Source organism: Pseudomonas marginalis (assembly GCF_024169655.1).
GTDB classification, from domain to species: domain Bacteria; phylum Pseudomonadota; class Gammaproteobacteria; order Pseudomonadales; family Pseudomonadaceae; genus Aquipseudomonas; species Aquipseudomonas paraveronii.
In genome coordinates this window covers 244330-259985 of sequence record NZ_JALJWV010000001.1, presented here as the reverse complement: position 1 = coordinate 259985, position 15656 = coordinate 244330, and the positions used below count along the sequence as shown (strand labels likewise).

General features: G+C 61.8%; 17 protein-coding genes. 6 read left to right on the top strand and 11 right to left on the bottom strand.

The window, feature by feature from the left end; all coding sequences use genetic code 11:
- Window positions 1-501: 501 nt before the first annotated feature.
- Window positions 502-942: a hypothetical protein gene (locus J2Y83_RS01090; RefSeq protein WP_253392743.1), complete on the bottom strand. Its 441-nt coding sequence runs from the start codon at window positions 940-942 to the stop codon at window positions 502-504.
- Between J2Y83_RS01090 and J2Y83_RS01085 the strand changes: the two genes are divergently transcribed.
- Complete coding sequence (locus J2Y83_RS01085; protein WP_247397321.1) at window positions 941-1396, top strand: tRNA (cytidine(34)-2'-O)-methyltransferase; 456 nt, start codon at window positions 941-943, stop codon at window positions 1394-1396. The two genes, J2Y83_RS01090 and J2Y83_RS01085, sit on opposite strands and share 2 nt — an antisense overlap.
- A gap of 120 nt (window positions 1397-1516) precedes the next feature.
- Here J2Y83_RS01085 and secB read toward each other — a convergent pair whose 3' ends face one another.
- The 3 genes from secB to J2Y83_RS01070 are packed head-to-tail and all read right to left on the bottom strand — an operon-like array spanning window position 1517 to window position 2708.
- A complete protein-coding gene (secB, locus tag J2Y83_RS01080) occupies window positions 1517-1996 on the bottom strand; it encodes a protein-export chaperone SecB (protein ID WP_014716520.1) in 480 nt (159 codons plus the stop codon).
- Window positions 1997-2038: 42 nt separating this feature from the next.
- Window positions 2039-2293 carry a glutaredoxin 3 gene (gene grxC, locus J2Y83_RS01075; RefSeq protein ID WP_253392741.1) on the bottom strand — a complete coding sequence of 85 codons (255 nt, stop codon included), beginning with the start codon at window positions 2291-2293 and terminating at the stop codon, window positions 2039-2041.
- Window position 2294: 1 nt separating this feature from the next.
- Window positions 2295-2708, bottom strand: coding sequence for a rhodanese-like domain-containing protein (locus tag J2Y83_RS01070; RefSeq protein ID WP_017849931.1), 414 nt, complete (start codon window positions 2706-2708; stop codon window positions 2295-2297).
- A gap of 151 nt (window positions 2709-2859) precedes the next feature.
- Here J2Y83_RS01070 and gpmI point away from each other — a divergent pair, with 151 nt between their 5' ends.
- The 5 genes from gpmI (at window position 2860) to J2Y83_RS01045 (ending at window position 9756) form a co-directional block, all read left to right on the top strand.
- The gene (gene gpmI / locus J2Y83_RS01065) at window positions 2860-4386 is read left to right on the top strand and encodes a 2,3-bisphosphoglycerate-independent phosphoglycerate mutase (protein ID WP_253392739.1); all 1527 of its coding nucleotides are present in this window, start codon (window positions 2860-2862) and stop codon (window positions 4384-4386) included.
- 257 nt (window positions 4387-4643) lie between these two features.
- Window positions 4644-5939 carry a murein hydrolase activator EnvC family protein gene (locus tag J2Y83_RS01060; protein WP_253392737.1) on the top strand — a complete coding sequence of 432 codons (1296 nt, stop codon included), beginning with the start codon at window positions 4644-4646 and terminating at the stop codon, window positions 5937-5939.
- 30 nt (window positions 5940-5969) lie between these two features.
- Window positions 5970-7286, top strand: a complete 1317-nt coding sequence (locus J2Y83_RS01055; protein WP_247397314.1) for a S41 family peptidase — start codon at window positions 5970-5972, stop codon at window positions 7284-7286.
- Between the two features lies 1 nt (window position 7287).
- Complete coding sequence (locus J2Y83_RS01050; protein ID WP_253392735.1) at window positions 7288-8073, top strand: divergent polysaccharide deacetylase family protein; 786 nt, start codon at window positions 7288-7290, stop codon at window positions 8071-8073.
- A gap of 99 nt (window positions 8074-8172) precedes the next feature.
- The gene (locus tag J2Y83_RS01045; protein ID WP_253392732.1) at window positions 8173-9756 is read left to right on the top strand and encodes a serine protease; all 1584 of its coding nucleotides are present in this window, start codon (window positions 8173-8175) and stop codon (window positions 9754-9756) included.
- Window positions 9757-9759: 3 nt separating this feature from the next.
- Here J2Y83_RS01045 and J2Y83_RS01040 read toward each other — a convergent pair whose 3' ends face one another.
- The 7 genes from J2Y83_RS01040 to J2Y83_RS01010 form a co-directional block, all read right to left on the bottom strand.
- Window positions 9760-10515, bottom strand: a complete 756-nt coding sequence (locus tag J2Y83_RS01040) for a substrate-binding periplasmic protein (RefSeq protein WP_253392731.1) — start codon at window positions 10513-10515, stop codon at window positions 9760-9762.
- A 66-nt stretch (window positions 10516-10581) separates the two neighbouring features.
- A complete protein-coding gene (hisF, locus tag J2Y83_RS01035) occupies window positions 10582-11352 on the bottom strand; it encodes an imidazole glycerol phosphate synthase subunit HisF (protein ID WP_122730394.1) in 771 nt (256 codons plus the stop codon).
- Window positions 11353-11361: 9 nt separating this feature from the next.
- Complete coding sequence (hisA, locus tag J2Y83_RS01030) at window positions 11362-12099, bottom strand: 1-(5-phosphoribosyl)-5-[(5-phosphoribosylamino)methylideneamino]imidazole-4-carboxamide isomerase (RefSeq protein WP_057008570.1); 738 nt, start codon at window positions 12097-12099, stop codon at window positions 11362-11364.
- A gap of 39 nt (window positions 12100-12138) precedes the next feature.
- Window positions 12139-12396 (bottom strand): DUF2164 domain-containing protein, encoded by a 258-nt coding sequence (locus tag J2Y83_RS01025; protein WP_253392729.1) that lies wholly within the window; start codon window positions 12394-12396, stop codon window positions 12139-12141.
- The gene (gene hisH, locus J2Y83_RS01020) at window positions 12397-13035 is read right to left on the bottom strand and encodes an imidazole glycerol phosphate synthase subunit HisH (protein WP_253392727.1); all 639 of its coding nucleotides are present in this window, start codon (window positions 13033-13035) and stop codon (window positions 12397-12399) included.
- Complete coding sequence (gene hisB, locus J2Y83_RS01015; RefSeq protein WP_017849940.1) at window positions 13035-13628, bottom strand: imidazoleglycerol-phosphate dehydratase HisB; 594 nt, start codon at window positions 13626-13628, stop codon at window positions 13035-13037. The genes hisH and hisB overlap by 1 nt, the downstream gene beginning before the upstream one ends.
- A gap of 169 nt (window positions 13629-13797) precedes the next feature.
- Complete coding sequence (locus tag J2Y83_RS01010; protein ID WP_253392725.1) at window positions 13798-15459, bottom strand: OFA family MFS transporter; 1662 nt, start codon at window positions 15457-15459, stop codon at window positions 13798-13800.
- Between the last annotated feature and the right edge of the window lie 197 nt (window positions 15460-15656).

Here is a 15656-nt window from a genome sequence, read left to right as displayed (position 1 = left end):
AGGGGGCTTGCCCCCGATAGCGGCATGTCAGTCGACATCTACATGACTGATCCACCGCCATCGGGGGCAAGCCCCCTCCCACATTTGGATCTGCATAAGGTTTGGCGACCATGCACCGCTTCAATGCACCATGAACCGGCATCGGGCACGGAGCCAACGCCTGAAACCTCAGCCTCGTTGAATAAAATCTGAAAAGCAAAAACACCAAAGCCCCGTATTCCGGGGCTTTCCGCTGTCTGGAGCGTTTTTTTCGAGCAACTTGGCCAGTGTGGCACGCCCCCTGCAATAACCCTGATACAACCCAGTTTCGGGGACCTTGGTACAGGCAGGCCGAGAATCCCCTCTTTACACCCGGGGTGCTTGATGCGAACCGCGTCGCGCTCCACACCGCTTTCGGGAACCTCGGTACAGGCAGGCCGGGGATTCCCTCTTTAACACGAAGCCGGATGGCTTCATCCCGTTTTGGGAGCCCTGGTACAGGCAGGCCGGGAACTCCCTCTTTTATTGCTCTTGGAGATGGATCTCCAGCCGCCAGCGGCCTTCAGCCTTCTCTCCCGACCATTCCCCACGCAACGGCCGCGCCGCCACCAGGCTGAGCAACAGACCGCCATCGGTCTTGCGCACGCGCCAGTTCACATCCTTGTCATTGACCTTGAGCTGCCCGCTGACGGGCTTGCCCTGCGCGTCGAACAACAGCGCCACGGTGCCGTCGACGTGCTCACCGTGCAGCTTGGGTTCGCTGTTGAACCACACCACCGCACCGTCGGCTACAGGCGTTACCTGGAGCAACTCGACAGGGTCCGGGGTGGTCAGGCGCCCGATCATCAGGCCGACCATCAGGCCGACAATCGCCAAAGAGCCCAAAACCCTCGGCAATAGCTTCGGCCTGGGGTCCTCTTCGAGGGTAGAATGCAGCGCATCTTTGCCTTCGGAGCCGTGCATGTTTCACGTCATCCTTTTTCAACCAGAAATTCCGCCGAATACCGGCAACGTTATCAGGCTGTGCGCCAACAGTGGCTGCCACCTGCATTTGATCGAGCCCCTGGGCTTCGACATGGACGACAAGCGCCTGCGCCGCGCCGGGCTGGACTACCACGAGTACGCCACCCTCAAGCGCCACGCCGACCTCGCCAGTTGCCTGGAAAGCCTGGGCCACCCTCGGCTGTTCGCGTTCACCACCAAGGGCTCGCGGCCGTTCCATGATGCCAGCTTCGCCGACGGCGACGCCTTCCTGTTCGGCCCGGAAAGCCGTGGCCTGCCAGCCGAGGTGCTCGACGCCCTGCCCGACGGCCATCGCCTGCGTTTGCCGATGCGCGAAGGTTGCCGCAGCCTGAACCTGTCCAACACCGTCGCCATAGCCGTCTACGAAGGCTGGCGCCAACTCGGCTTCAAGTAACACACAAAACAAATGTGGGAGGGGGCTTGCCCCCGATTGCGGTGGATCAGTCAAATAGATGTCGACTGACACTCCGGCATCGGGGGCAAGCCCCCTCCCACATTTTTTTACCGCGTCGACTTATTGAACGGTCGGTGCGCCTTCCTGTTGCATGCGCTGCAGCTCTTGCGCGTACAGGGCATCGAAGTTCACCGGAGCCAGCATCAGCGCCGGGAACGAGCCACGGGTGACCAGGCTGTCCAGAGTCTCGCGGGCATATGGGAACAGGATGTTCGGGCAGAACGCACCCAGGGTGTGGCTCATGGACGCTTCGTCCAGGCCCTGGATCAGGAAGATACCGGCCTGTTGCACTTCAGCGATGAAGGCCACTTCTTCGCCATTCTTGACGGTGACCGACAGGGTCAGCACGACTTCGTGGAAGTCGCCTTCCAGCGCTTTTTGACGGGTGTTCAGGTCCAGCGCAACGCTTGGGGTCCATTCCTGACGGAAGATGGCCGGGCTTTTCGGCGCTTCGAACGACAGGTCGCGCACATAGATGCGCTGCAGCGAAAACTGTGGGCCTTGAGCTTCTGCTGCTTCGGTGTTCTGTTGGTCAGTCATCGCAGATCCTTCTTGATCTTGGGGTCTTTTAGGGTTTAGGAGTCAGACGTGAAGCAGCGCGTCCAGCTTTCCGGCGCGCTCAAGGGCAAACAGGTCATCGCATCCACCGATGTGCTCGGCGCCGATCCAGATCTGCGGCACGGACGTGCGCCCCGCCTTCTGGGCCATTTCGGCGCGCACCTGGGGTTTACCGTCGACCTTGATCTCTTCGAAGGCAACACCCTTCTTCTCCAGCAAGGCCTTGGCCCGCATGCAGTAAGGGCACCAATCGCTGGAATACACGACAACCTGGCTCATATCACTTCACCAGCGGCAGGTTATCGGCGCGCCAGCTGCTGATACCACCAGACAGCTTGGCGGCGGTGAAGCCGGTCTTGAGCATTTCGCGGGCGTGAGTGCCGGAATGCTGGCCTTGGGCGTCGACCAGGATGATGGTCTTGGCCTTGTGCTTTTCCAGCTCGGCCAGGCGCGCGATCAGCTTGTCCTGGGGAATGTTCAGGGCACCGACGATATGACCGGCGGCAAAATCCTTGGCCGGACGGATATCCACGACAACGGCCTCATCCTTGTTGACCAGCGCGGTCAGCTCCGACGTGCTCAGGCTGCGGCCACCGCGGCTCATTTCATGAGCGATCAGCAGCGCCAGCAGGATGACGAAGGCACCCGCGAGCAGGTAGTGGGCAGTGGCAAATGCAATCAGGTGATCAACCATCAAGGAGGTTCCAGGGCGTTAAAATGGCGGTAAGTATACACAGCCGTCAGGGGGGGCCAACCCCCGTAAAGCGGTGACGTGGTCGGAACTTCGCTTTAAACTGCCACTCCCTTTTCAATCCCCTTCATTAATTACCGCCGCGAGAGGATCTATGACTACGACGCCTAAACCTTTGGTCCTGATAATTCTCGATGGCTTCGGACACAGTGAAAGCCACCACGACAACGCCGTGTACTCGGCCAACAAGCCGGTGCTGGACCGCCTGACCGCCACCCAGCCCAACGGCCTGATCTCCGGTTCGGGCATGGACGTGGGCCTGCCGGACGGCCAAATGGGCAACTCGGAAGTCGGCCATATGAATCTCGGCGCCGGACGAGTGGTCTATCAGGACTTCACCCGCGTGACCAAAGCGATCCGCGACGGCGAGTTCTTCGAGAACCCGACCCTCTGCGCGGCAGTCGATAAAGCCGTCGCCGCCGGCAAGGCCGTGCACTTCATGGGCCTGCTGTCCGACGGCGGCGTACACAGCCACCAGGACCATCTCGTGGCCATGGCCGAATTGGCCTTCAAGCGCGGCGCCGACAAGATCTACCTGCACGCCTTCCTCGACGGCCGCGACACGCCGCCGAAAAGCGCGCAGTCGTCGATCGAACTGCTGGACGCCGCCTTCGCCGCCCTGGGCAAGGGCCGTATCGCCAGCCTGGTCGGTCGCTATTTCGCCATGGACCGCGACAACCGCTGGGACCGCGTGTCCCAGGCCTACAACCTGATCGTCGACGGCCAGGCCGAATTCAACGCCGCCACCGCCCAGGAAGGCCTGGAAGCCGCCTACGCGCGCGGCGAGAGCGATGAGTTCGTCAAAGCCACGACCATCGGCGAGCCGGTGAAAGTCGAAGACGGCGATGCCGTAGTGTTCATGAACTTCCGCGCCGACCGTGCCCGCGAGCTGAGCCACGTGTTCGTCGACCCCGGCTTCAAGGACTTCGAACGCGCGCGCCAGCCGAAAGTCGAGTTCGTCATGCTCACCCAATACGCCGCCAACATCCCGGCCCCGTCGGCTTTTGCCCCGGGCAGCCTGGAAAACGTGCTGGGCGACTACCTGGCGAAAAACGGCAAGACCCAACTGCGCATCGCCGAAACCGAGAAATATGCCCACGTGACCTTCTTCTTTTCCGGTGGCCGCGAAGAACCGTTCCCGGGCGAAGAGCGCATCCTCATCCCATCGCCGAAGGTCGCGACCTACGACCTGCAGCCGGAAATGAGCGCGCCGGAAGTCACCGACAAGATCGTCGATGCCATCGATCACCAGCGTTATGACGTGATCGTGGTCAACTACGCCAACGGCGACATGGTCGGCCACAGCGGCAACCTGGCCGCCGCGATCAAGGCCGTGGAATGCCTGGACCTGTGCGTGGGCCGCATCGTCGACGCCCTGGAAAAAGTCGGCGGCGAAGCGCTGATCACCGCCGACCACGGCAACTGCGAGCAAATGTCCGACGAATCCACCGGACAAGCCCACACCGCCCACACCACCGAGCCGGTGCCGTTCATCTACGTCGGCAAGCGCGACCTGAAAGTACGCAACGGTGGCGTGCTGGCCGATGTAGCGCCGACCATGTTGATGTTGATGGGGCTGGAGAAACCAAAAGAGATGACCGGCACCTCAATCCTGGTCTGATTACAGCATCACCGAAAATCAATGTGGGAGGGGGCTTGCCCCCGATAGCGGCATGTCAGTCGGCATCTACATGACTGATCCACCGCAATCGGGGGCAAGCCCCCTCCCACATTGGACTCTCGGTGTTGGGTAGGTGTCTTTTCGCCATACCACTGCCACTCGGCACCTATCTTGCCCAGAAGCCCCAAATGGGCGTTTTTTTTGCAGCGCTTGGCGGGCATACTAGGCCGTCCATTTCCCTGGTGTCGCCCGCCTCTATGCTTCGCGCCTTGATTACCCTCGCTCTTGTCTGCCTGCTCCAACCGGCATTTGCCGATGAGCGCGCACAAACCCAACAACAGTTGGACGCTACGCGTCAGGACATTACCGAGCTGAAAAAACTGCTCGGCAAGCTCCAGGAAGAAAAATCCGGGGTGCAGAAAGACCTGCGCGGCACGGAAACCGAAATGGGCCAGCTGGAGAAACAAGTCCAGGAGCTACAAAAAGAATTAAAGAAGAGCGAGTCGGAACTGGAGCGACTCGACGCTGAGAAAAAAAAACTCCAGAGCGCACGCGTTGAACAGCAACGCCTGATCGCGATCCAGGCCCGCGCTGCCTACCAGAGCGGCCGCCAGGAATACCTCAAGCTGCTGCTCAACCAGCAGAACCCGGAAAAATTCGCGCGCACCCTGACCTACTACGATTACCTGAGCAAGGCCCGCCTGGCTCAATTGAAAGGTTTCAACGAAACCCTGCGCCAACTGGCCAACGTCGAACAGGAAATCGCCGACCAGCAGTCACAGTTGCTCGACCAGAAAAGCGCCCTCGACACCCAGCGCGACCAGCTCGACAAGGTGCGCAAGGAACGCCAACTGGCCCTGGCCAAGCTCAATGACGACGTGAAAGCCCGTGACGCCAAGCTGCAAGCCCGCGAGCAGGACCAGGCCGACCTGGCCAAAGTATTGAAAACCATCGAAGAAACCCTGGCTCGCCAGGCACGCGAGGCCGAGGAAGCGCGACAAAAAGCGCTGATCGCCCAGCAGGAAGCAGAAAAAAAGCGTCAGCGTGAGGCCGAACTGGCAGCCACTACCGACGCTCCGGCCCCACGTAAACCGGCGCATGCAGCGCCTGGCCCGCTGGTTTCCAGCGCGGGCGAATCCTTCGGCGGCCCTTTTGCTTCAGCTCGCGGCAAACTTCCATGGCCCGTTGATGGTCGACTACTGGCACGCTTTGGGGAAACCCGTGGCGATGACACCCGCGCCAAGTGGGATGGGGTGATGATCAGCGCAGCCGCCGGCAGCCAGGTCCACGCCGTCCACGGCGGTCGCGTGGTGTTTGCCGATTGGCTGCGGGGCGCCGGTCTATTGGTGATTCTCGACCACGGTAATGGCTATTTGAGTCTTTATGGCCACAATCAGACTTTACTCAAGTCGGCAGGTGATGTGGTAAAAGCCGGTGAATCCATCTCCACTGTCGGTAACAGTGGCGGCCAGGACACTCCGGCGCTGTACTTCGCTATTCGTCAGCAGGGCCGCCCGAGCGACCCTGCACAATGGTGCCGCACCCAAGGATAGGGTCGCATCTACATTAGGAGTTCGTTCGACATGCTGCATTTGTCCCGCCTCACTTCGCTGGCCCTGACGATCGCTCTGGTGATCGGCGCGCCTCTGGCTTTCGCCGACCAGGCCGCACCGGCTGCACCCGCCGGCACGGCCGCGACCACCAAGGCGCCGTTGCCGCTGGAAGAGCTGCGCACCTTTGCCGAGGTCATGGACCGGATCAAGGCAGCCTATGTCGAACCCGTAGACGACAAGACCCTGCTGGAAAATGCCATCAAGGGCATGCTCAGCAACCTCGACCCGCACTCCGCTTACCTCGGCCCGGAAGATTTCGCCGAACTGCAGGAAAGCACCAGCGGTGAGTTCGGTGGCCTGGGCATTGAAGTCGGCGCCGAAGATGGCCAGATCAAAGTGGTCTCGCCGATCGACGATACCCCGGCGTCCAAGGCCGGCATCCAGGCCGGTGACCTGATCGTCAAGATCAACGGCCAGCCGACCCGTGGCCAGACCATGACCGAAGCCGTCGACAAGATGCGCGGCAAGATCGGCCAGAAAATCACCCTGACCCTGGTGCGCGACGGCGGTGCGCCGTTCGACGTGACCCTGGCCCGCGCGACCATCACGGTCAAGAGCGTCAAGAGCCAGTTGCTGGAGTCGGGCTACGGCTACATCCGCATCACCCAGTTCCAGGTCAAGACCGGCGACGAAGTGGCCAAGGCTCTGGCCAAGCTGCGTAAAGACAACGGCAAGAAGCTCAACGGCATCGTGCTCGACCTGCGCAACAACCCCGGTGGCGTGCTGCAGTCGGCGGTGGAAGTGGTCGACCACTTCATCACCAAAGGCTTGATCGTCTACACCAAGGGCCGTATCGCCAACTCCGAGCTGCGCTTCTCGGCCACCGGCAACGACCTCAGCGAAAACGTGCCGCTGGCCGTGCTGATCAACGGCGGCAGCGCCTCGGCCTCGGAGATCGTCGCCGGCGCCCTGCAAGACCAGAAGCGCGGCGTGCTGATGGGCACCACCAGCTTCGGCAAAGGCTCGGTGCAAACCGTGTTGCCGCTGAACAACGAGCGCGCCCTGAAAATCACCACCGCGCTGTACTACACGCCGAACGGCCGCTCGATCCAGGCCCAGGGCATCGTGCCGGACATCGAAGTGCGCAAGGCCAAGATCACCAACGAGGCCGACAGCGAGTACTACAAGGAAGCCGACCTGCAAGGTCACCTGGGCAATGGCAACGGCGGCGCCGACCAGCCGACCGGCAGCAGCACCAAAGCCAAGCCGATGCCGCAGGACGATGATTATCAACTGGCCCAGGCGTTGAGCCTGCTCAAGGGCTTGAGCATCACGCGCAGCCGTTGATATGCGCGTTGCCCTGATCATCGCTGCACTGTGCAGCCTGGCCGGGGTCGCCCACGCGACCCCGGCCAACGAACCGCACAAAGCCTACCTGACCCTGATCATCGACGACCTGGGGCAAAACCTGCCCCGGGATCGCCGCGTGCTGGCCCTGCCCGGCCCGGTGACCACGGCGATCATGCCCGACACACCCCACGCCGCCGAATTCGCCCGCGAAGCGCACAAGGCCGGCAAGGTCGTGATCCTGCACATGCCCATGGACCCGGCCACCGGACCGTTCGCCTGGCACCCCGAGCTGCCTATCGAAGAACTCGGCAAACGCCTGGACGCCGCGTTCAAGGCCGTGCCCTACACCGCCGGCATCAACAACCACATGGGCAGCCGCATGACCGCCCAGCCCGAAGCCATGGCCTGGCTGATGGGCGAATTGCAGCGGCGTCACAAGTTCTTTGTCGACAGCCGCACCAGCGCGCAGACCGTCGGTGCCGCCGAAGCGCAGAAGATCGGCCTCGCGAGTATCTCGCGGGATGTGTTCCTCGACGATGAACGCACCGAAGCCGCGATCACCACGCAATTGCAGAGCGCAATCAAACTGGCCCATAAACAGGGCTCAGCGGTGATGATCGGCCATCCGTATCCACAGACCCTGGCGGTGCTCGAACGCGAACTGCCCAAGCTCAAGGCCCAGGGCGTGGACTGGATCGATATCAAGTTGATGATCAGCGTGCGCAGCAATCAGGCGATGGCGGGGCACGGCAAGAACGGCACCTACCAGCCGGCGCGTAGATAAATACCACTTGGTGACCGGACGATCCTTCGATAGTTGACGCCTGCCCTGGCAGCCACCCAGAAGCCTCTGGATGGACTCGCGTCAACTCAAGGACGACCCATGAAAACACCCTGTTCAGCGCTTTTTTTCAGCCTCCTGTCCACCCTGCCCTTCGCCCTTTGGGGCGCCCCGACGGACTTCGGCGAAGGCCTCGCCAACGCCAGCCCAGCACGCATGCTCAGCAATGCGCAGCGCCAGCATGAGCATTGGAGCGGCGTCGGCCGGGTCCGCAATGACGCCCAGACACTCTGCACCGCCAGCCTGTTGGACACCCGCGACGACCGTGGCAAGTCCGGGCCGGCCTATGTCGTTACCAGCAGCCATTGCCTGCATCGGCTCAACGGTGCGGTGCAACGGGACTTGCCGATCAAGGGCAGCATCAGCTTCAACTACTTCGACGACACCCTCGAAACCATCAAGACCTACCCGCTCAAAACCCTGAGGTGGGGCAGCAGCCAGGGCGTCGACCTGGCCATTCTCGAGTTGCAGGTCCCCCTGGCGGACTTGATCAAGGCGGGCATCACACCGCTGAAACTGGCCGAGGAGGTGCCCGCCGATGGCGTCGACATCCTCGCCCTGGTGGCGCCGGAATGGAACACCCTGCACCTATCCGCCTGCGTGCAGCAGGCCTCGCGCGAACTGCTGGAGCAGCCGTTCGTGTGGCGGGTCACCCTGAAGAACCAGTGCCAGGACGTCGGCCTGGGCGGCTTTGGCGGCCCATTGCTGGACCGCAGCACCAACCAGCTGTTCGGCATCCTCAGCACCAGCACCCGAGGCCAGCCGGAAGAGCGCAAATGCCAGCGCGACGCCCCCTGCGAGGTCAACAACGGCCTGCCCGCCTGGCACCCCGAGACCAATTACGGCAGCCCGGTGACGTTCCTTAATCATTGTTTTGTCGACGGCGTGCTGAAGGCTGACAGCGAATACTGCGAGCTCTACCCGACCACCACGATCACCTTCCAGAACCCGGAGCCCATCCAGCAATACTTTCTCAAGACGTCCGGTGGCAGCGGCAAGGACATCGTGCCGCGCTGGAACCTGACGTTCACCGTCAACACCCCGTTCTACCGCTACAAAACCACGCGGCGCGCGATCGATTGCGAGAATCCGGCACTCTACAGTCCGCCGATCGAGGCGGCCGCGGCCTACATCAACGACCCCATCGGCCCGCAAACCGGGGTACACATGCTGTGTATCGTGGGAGTGGATTCCGCCGAGCAACCGGTGACCAACGGCATGATGAAAAACGCCTTGAGCCTGGCAGTGGAGTTGGCCGAGCCAGGCCCGGCACGCACGCCCAACCTGACGATCAACCTGGATAAACTGGGCCTGGGGGCCTATACGGTGATCTGGAACCTCGCGCCACCGTTCATGCAGCGCTACACCTACAAGTACGGTCCTGCCGCCACCACCGATTGCCTACGGCCGGTGAACTACCTGCCCATACCGCCTGCGCCTATGGATGAAGACGAAGAGGACATCATCGATCTGGTGCGTCCGCTCAATGACTCCCCTCGCATGCCGCTGGAAAAGTACGCCCAACTGATCACGCTCAAAGATACGCCCTACAAGATCTGCACCTACGCCTTTGACCAGGCGGACCAGCCATCGACCCTGCGCGTGGACCTGCTCAAGCCGCGCTGAGGGCTAGAGGTAGCGCGCCATGATCGCGTCGACCTCGCCGTCCTGGCGCAACTGATCCAACGCCGCCTGCAACTTGGCCACCGTCGCATCCGGCACGTCCTTGTTCAGCGCCAGGTACAACTGGGCACTGTTGAAACGCAGGACCGTCTTGAGCCCGCTCACACCGACCTGCCGCGCCAGGTAGCGTCCGGCCGGGTCGCCGGTGGCCCATAGGTCGATCTGGCCATCCAGCAGCTTTTGCGCGTTGTCCTGGTCACGCAACACCAGCACTGGCTTGAGGCCCTGCCTTTCCAGGGTCTCGGCAATCGCGTCGCCCCTGTAGGCGCCGATCTTGTAGCGCCGCGCCTGCGCCAGCTCGCCGAGCTGGATCTTGCTGTCGGCCTTGGCCAGCATCACCCAGTCATCCGGGCCAATAGGGCCGACCCATTTGAACAGCGCTTCACGCTCTGGCAGGCGAGCCATCACGAACACACCGTAGCCGGGGTTTTCCAGGGCCAGTTTGTAGATCCGCTCCCAAGGAAAGCGCAGGGTGAGGTTGTAGGAAATGCCGGCACGCTTGAAGGTTTCGCGCACGATGTCCACGGCGATGCCTTCGATGTTGTCTTCCTTGGCGAAGTTCTTGCCGTTTTTCGCCATGTTGTAGGGCGGGAAGTTTTCCGTCAGCAACACCAGGGAGGCGTCAGACGATTCTTCGGCTTGGGACGCTCCGATCATGAGCACGGAGGTACTGGCGAGGGCGAGCAGCAGGTCTTTGAACATGAAAGTTACCGGAATCCATGGCAAGCGCAGAGAGTGCCGCGCACTTGCCATGGTGTCCAGCAACGTTTAGCGCACCACGATACCGCGCGCGGCCATGTACGCCTTGGCCTCGGGGACGGTGTATTCGCCAAAGTGGAAAATACTTGCCGCCAGCACGGCGCTGGCGTGGCCTTCGATCACGCCGTCGGCCAGGTGCTGCAGGTTGCCGACGCCGCCGGAGGCGATCACCGGAATGCCCAGCGCATCGCTGATGGCGCGGGTCACGCCGAGGTCGAAGCCGTTTTTCATGCCGTCCTGGTCCATGCTGGTCAGCAGGATTTCACCGGCGCCCAGGCCTTCCATCTTCATCGCCCACTCCACCGCGTCCAGGCCGGTCGGCTTGCGCCCGCCGTGGGTGAAGATCTCCCAGCGCGGGGTTTCGCCGGGGCCGGAGACTTTCTTGGCGTCGATGGCCACCACGATGCACTGCGAACCGAAGTGCTGCGCGGCTTCGCCGACGAACTCCGGGTTGAACACTGCGGCGGTGTTGATCGAGACCTTGTCCGCGCCGGCATTGAGCAGGTTGCGGATGTCTTGCACGGAGCGCACGCCACCGCCCACGGTCAGCGGGATGAATACCTGGCTGGCCATGCGCTCGACGGTGTGCAGCGTGGTGTCGCGGCCGTCGACGCTGGCGGTGATGTCGAGAAAGGTAATCTCGTCGGCACCTTGCTCATCGTAGCGACGGGCGATTTCCACCGGGTCGCCGGCGTCACGGATGTTCTCGAACTTGACGCCCTTGACCACGCGACCGTTGTCGACGTCCAGGCAAGGGATGATGCGTTTGGCCAGCGCCATGGTCAGTCCTCAGCCGTTGTAGGCATCGCAGTAAGCCTGGGCTTCGGCGACGTCCAGGGTACCTTCGTAGATCGCGCGGCCGGTGATGGCGCCGATGATCCCAGGGGCCCGGGCGTCCAGCAGCGACTTGATGTCACCCAGGTTGTGGATGCCACCGGAAGCGATCACCGGGATCTTAGTGGCTGCCGCCAGCGCAGCGGTGAACGGCACGTTGCAGCCCTGCATCATGCCGTCTTTGGCGATGTCGGTATAAACGATGGCGGACACGCCGTCGGCTTCGAACTGCTTGGCCAGGTCGATCACCTGCACCGTGCTGATTTCAGCCCAGCCATCGGTGGCGACGAAACCGTCCTTGGCGTCCAGGCCGACGATCACCTTGCCCGGGAACGCACGACAGGCCTCGGCGACGAAGGCTGGGTCTTTCACGGCCTTGGTGCCGATGATCACGTAGCTCACGCCAGCCTTGACGTAGTGTTCGATGGTTTCCAGGGAGCGGATACCGCCGCCGATCTGGATCGGCAGGTTCGGGTAGCGCTTGGCGATCGCGGTCACCACTTCACCATTGACCGGCTGGCCTTCGAAGGCGCCGTTCAAGTCCACCAGATGCAGACGACGGCAACCACCTTCCACCCATTTGGCAGCCATGCTCACCGGGTCGTCGGAGAACACCGTGGAATCTTCCATGCGGCCCTGGCGCAGACGGACGCAAGCGCCGTCCTTGAGATCGATAGCGGGGATAATCAGCATCTGGCAAACCTTATTCGATATTCAGCAATGCTTGGGAAATCAGGGTTTCTCAAGCGACCACAGGTCGCTTTCGATACTTTCGAACCTTTCTCTAAGGAGCGTCTGCGCATCGAAAATCGCCCTGTTGTAATAGTGCGGCGCAACTTCAAGGGTGAACATCTCAAGGATCTCGGCGACCTCGAACGAGCCCAGCTTGAGCTCGAAACGGTCCTCCATGAAGCGCTTGATCTTGTCGGTAGCCTCACGCTCCTGTTCGGGCGTGAGGTTCAGGATCGGCAGCTTCGGCTTTCTCGACATTTACCAGCGACCGTCCCACGCAGCGAAGTTTTGCAGCAATTGCAGGCCATGGGTATGGCTCTTCTCCGGGTGGAACTGCACCGCAAAACGCGAACCTTCGGCCAGCGCAGCGGCAAAGTCGACGCCGTAGTGCCCGCCACCCACCACCTGGCGCGGGTTACCGGCGGCGATGTAATAGCTGTGGACGAAGTAAAAGCGCGCCATGTCCGGGATTTCATGCCACAGCGGGTGATCGACGGTGCGACGCACTTCGTTCCAGCCCATGTGCGGGACTTTCAGATGCTCGCCGTCTTCATGCAGGTCCTTGCCGAAGAACTTCACCTGGCCTGGAAACAGGCCGATGCAGTCCACGCCGTCGTTCTCTTCACTGCTGTCGAGCAAGGCTTGCATGCCCACGCAGATACCGAGGAACGGCCGGTCCTGGCTGACTTCACGCACCAGGTTGTCAAAGCCCAAACGACGAATTTCAGCCATGCAATCGCGAATCGCGCCAACGCCTGGGAACACCACGCGGTCGGCTTCGCGAATCACATTGGCATCGCTGGTGATCAGCACCTTGCCGGCCCCTACGTGTTCGAGGGCCTTGGCCACCGAGTGCAGGTTACCCATGCCGTAATCGATAACCGCGACCGTCTGCATTACAGGACGCCCTTGGTCGATGGCATTTGCCCGGCCATACGCTCATCCAGCTCCACCGCCATGCGCAGCGCGCGACCGAAGGCCTTGAACACGGTTTCGATCTGGTGGTGGGTGTTGGTGCCGCGCAGGTTGTCGATGTGCAGGCTGACGAGGGCGTGGTTGACGAAACCCTGGAAGAATTCCTGGAACAGGTCGACGTCGAAACCGCCCACGGTGGCGCGGGTGTAGGGCACGTGCATCTGCAGGCCTGGACGGCCGGAGAAGTCGATGACCACACGCGACAGCGCTTCATCCAGCGGGACATAGGCGTGGCCGTAGCGACGGATGCCTTTCTTGTCGCCGATGGCCTTGGCAAACGCCTGGCCGAGCGTGATACCGACATCCTCCACCGTGTGGTGGTCGTCGATATGCAGGTCGCCCTTGCTGACGATATCCAGGTCGATCAGCCCATGACGGGCGATCTGGTCCAGCATGTGCTCAAGAAAAGGTACACCGATATCAAATCGGGCCTTTCCGGTGCCATCCAGGTTGATCGAGGCTTTGATCTGGGTTTCCAGAGTGTCGCGCTCGACGGACGCCTTACGTTCGGCCATCACCAGCTCCGCAAAATCATTGGGCGAAAAAGGCAGCCATTATAGGGGCGCGGGCGCTAAACAGAAACATCGAAGGGGATAAGACTGACGAGTTGAAGCGCGGAGGGTCGAGGATAGACATGTGCATACAAGCGGGCGCTCCAGGATGGTGCGCCCGCCTGCAATCAACTTAGTGGAACAGTATCGCCGTCTTCTGCAGGGTCACCCACACACCCCACGCCAACGGAATACCCACGACCAACCATGCCGCGACAGCCAGCGGCTTGCTGCCGGCGGAGGCTTTCCATTCGAGCACGGTGGTCGAATCGGCGCCCTTGTCATGGCCCAGCGCCTGTTCGGCGGCCAGTTCGGCGTCGGTCATGAAGTACTTGTCGTCCACCGGGCGCACCAGCATGTTACAGATGAAACCCAGCACCAGCAGGCCGGCGAGGATGTACAAGGTGATGTCATAGGCAGCGGCGCGTTCGACGCCGATGCTCAACTGATACTCACGCAGGTAGTTCACCAGCACCGGGCCCAGCACGCCCGCTGCGGCCCAGGCGGTCAGCAGGCGACCGTGGATCGCGCCGACCATCTGCGTGCCGAACAGGTCAGCCAGGTAGGCCGGAACGGTCGCAAAACCGCCGCCGTACATCGACAGGATGATGCAGAACGCCGCCACGAACAGCGCCACGTTGCCCAGGTGCCCCAGGTTCGGGATCAGCGCATACAAGGCAAAGCCGAGGGCAAAGAACACGAAGTAGGTGTTTTTGCGGCCCAGGTAGTCGGAGAACGACGCCCAGAAGAACCGGCCACCAATGTTGAACAGGCTCAACAACCCGGTAAAGCCCGCCGCAATCGCCGCGATCGACGCCAGTTGCCCGGCATTCAGTTGACCGAACGGCACATCCACACCCAGCAACTTGCCGCCGAACACTTCCTGCAGCAGCGGCGAAGCCATGCCGAGGATGCCGATACCGGCAGACACGTTCAGGCACAGCACCAGCCATACCAGACGGAATTGCGGAGTTTTCCAGGCCACGTTCACGTGAACGTGACGGTGGGTGATCATCGCGTTGCTGGCTTTTTTCGCCGGCGCAGTCCAACCCTCAGGCTTCCAGCCGGTCGGCGGGACGCGGTAGGACAGTGCGCCACCGATCATGAACACGAAGTAAATCGCCGCCATCACCAAAAAGCTCTGCCACACGCCAACGCTGGTTGGCGAAGCGAAGTGCCCCATCAGCGCTGCCGCCAGAGGCGCACCCACCATTGCGCCGCCGCCGAAGCCCATGATCGCCATGCCGGTGGCCATGCCGCGCTTATCCGGGAACCACTTGATCAGGGTCGACACGGGCGAAATATAGCCCAGCCCCAGGCCGATACCGCCAATGACCCCGGAGCCGATCCACATCAGCCAGATCTGGTGGGTATAAATCCCCAGCGCCGAAATCAGCAGGCCGCCACACCAGCACAATGCCGAGACGACGCCCGCCTTGCGTGGCCCGGCATGTTCCAGCCAGCCGCCCCAGATCGCTGCCGAGCAGCCCAGGAAGATGAAGAACAGGGTGTAGATCCAGCCGAGCATGGAGATCGGCCAGTCGCACTGGGACGAGAAGACCTGGGCGATAAAGCTCATATCCGGCGCGCAGGCGACCGGCGTGGTGATCCCCAGCGCCTTGGACAGCGGCAGCCAGAACACCGAAAAGCCGTAGGCCATGCCGATACACAGGTGGATGGCCAGGGCGGCCGGTGGAACCAGCCAACGGTTGAACCCGGGCTTGGCGATGATGCGCTCCTTGGACAGGAACGCAGGCTGCGCGGCAGTGATACCCGCCGCAGTGCTAGTGCTCATTGATGTTTCCCCCAGTTATTAGTATGTGTTCGTCAGGCGCGCTCTCCTTCGGCCTTGCACGCAAAGCGTGGCCGTTTTGTTGAATAGAACTCCATTTAAAGCGCGACGTTACGTCGCAGAAGGCGGACGAACGCGCAGAGATTAGCATCAGTGGATGACAGAAAAACCAAAATGCCACTACCTTCCGCTGATTATTT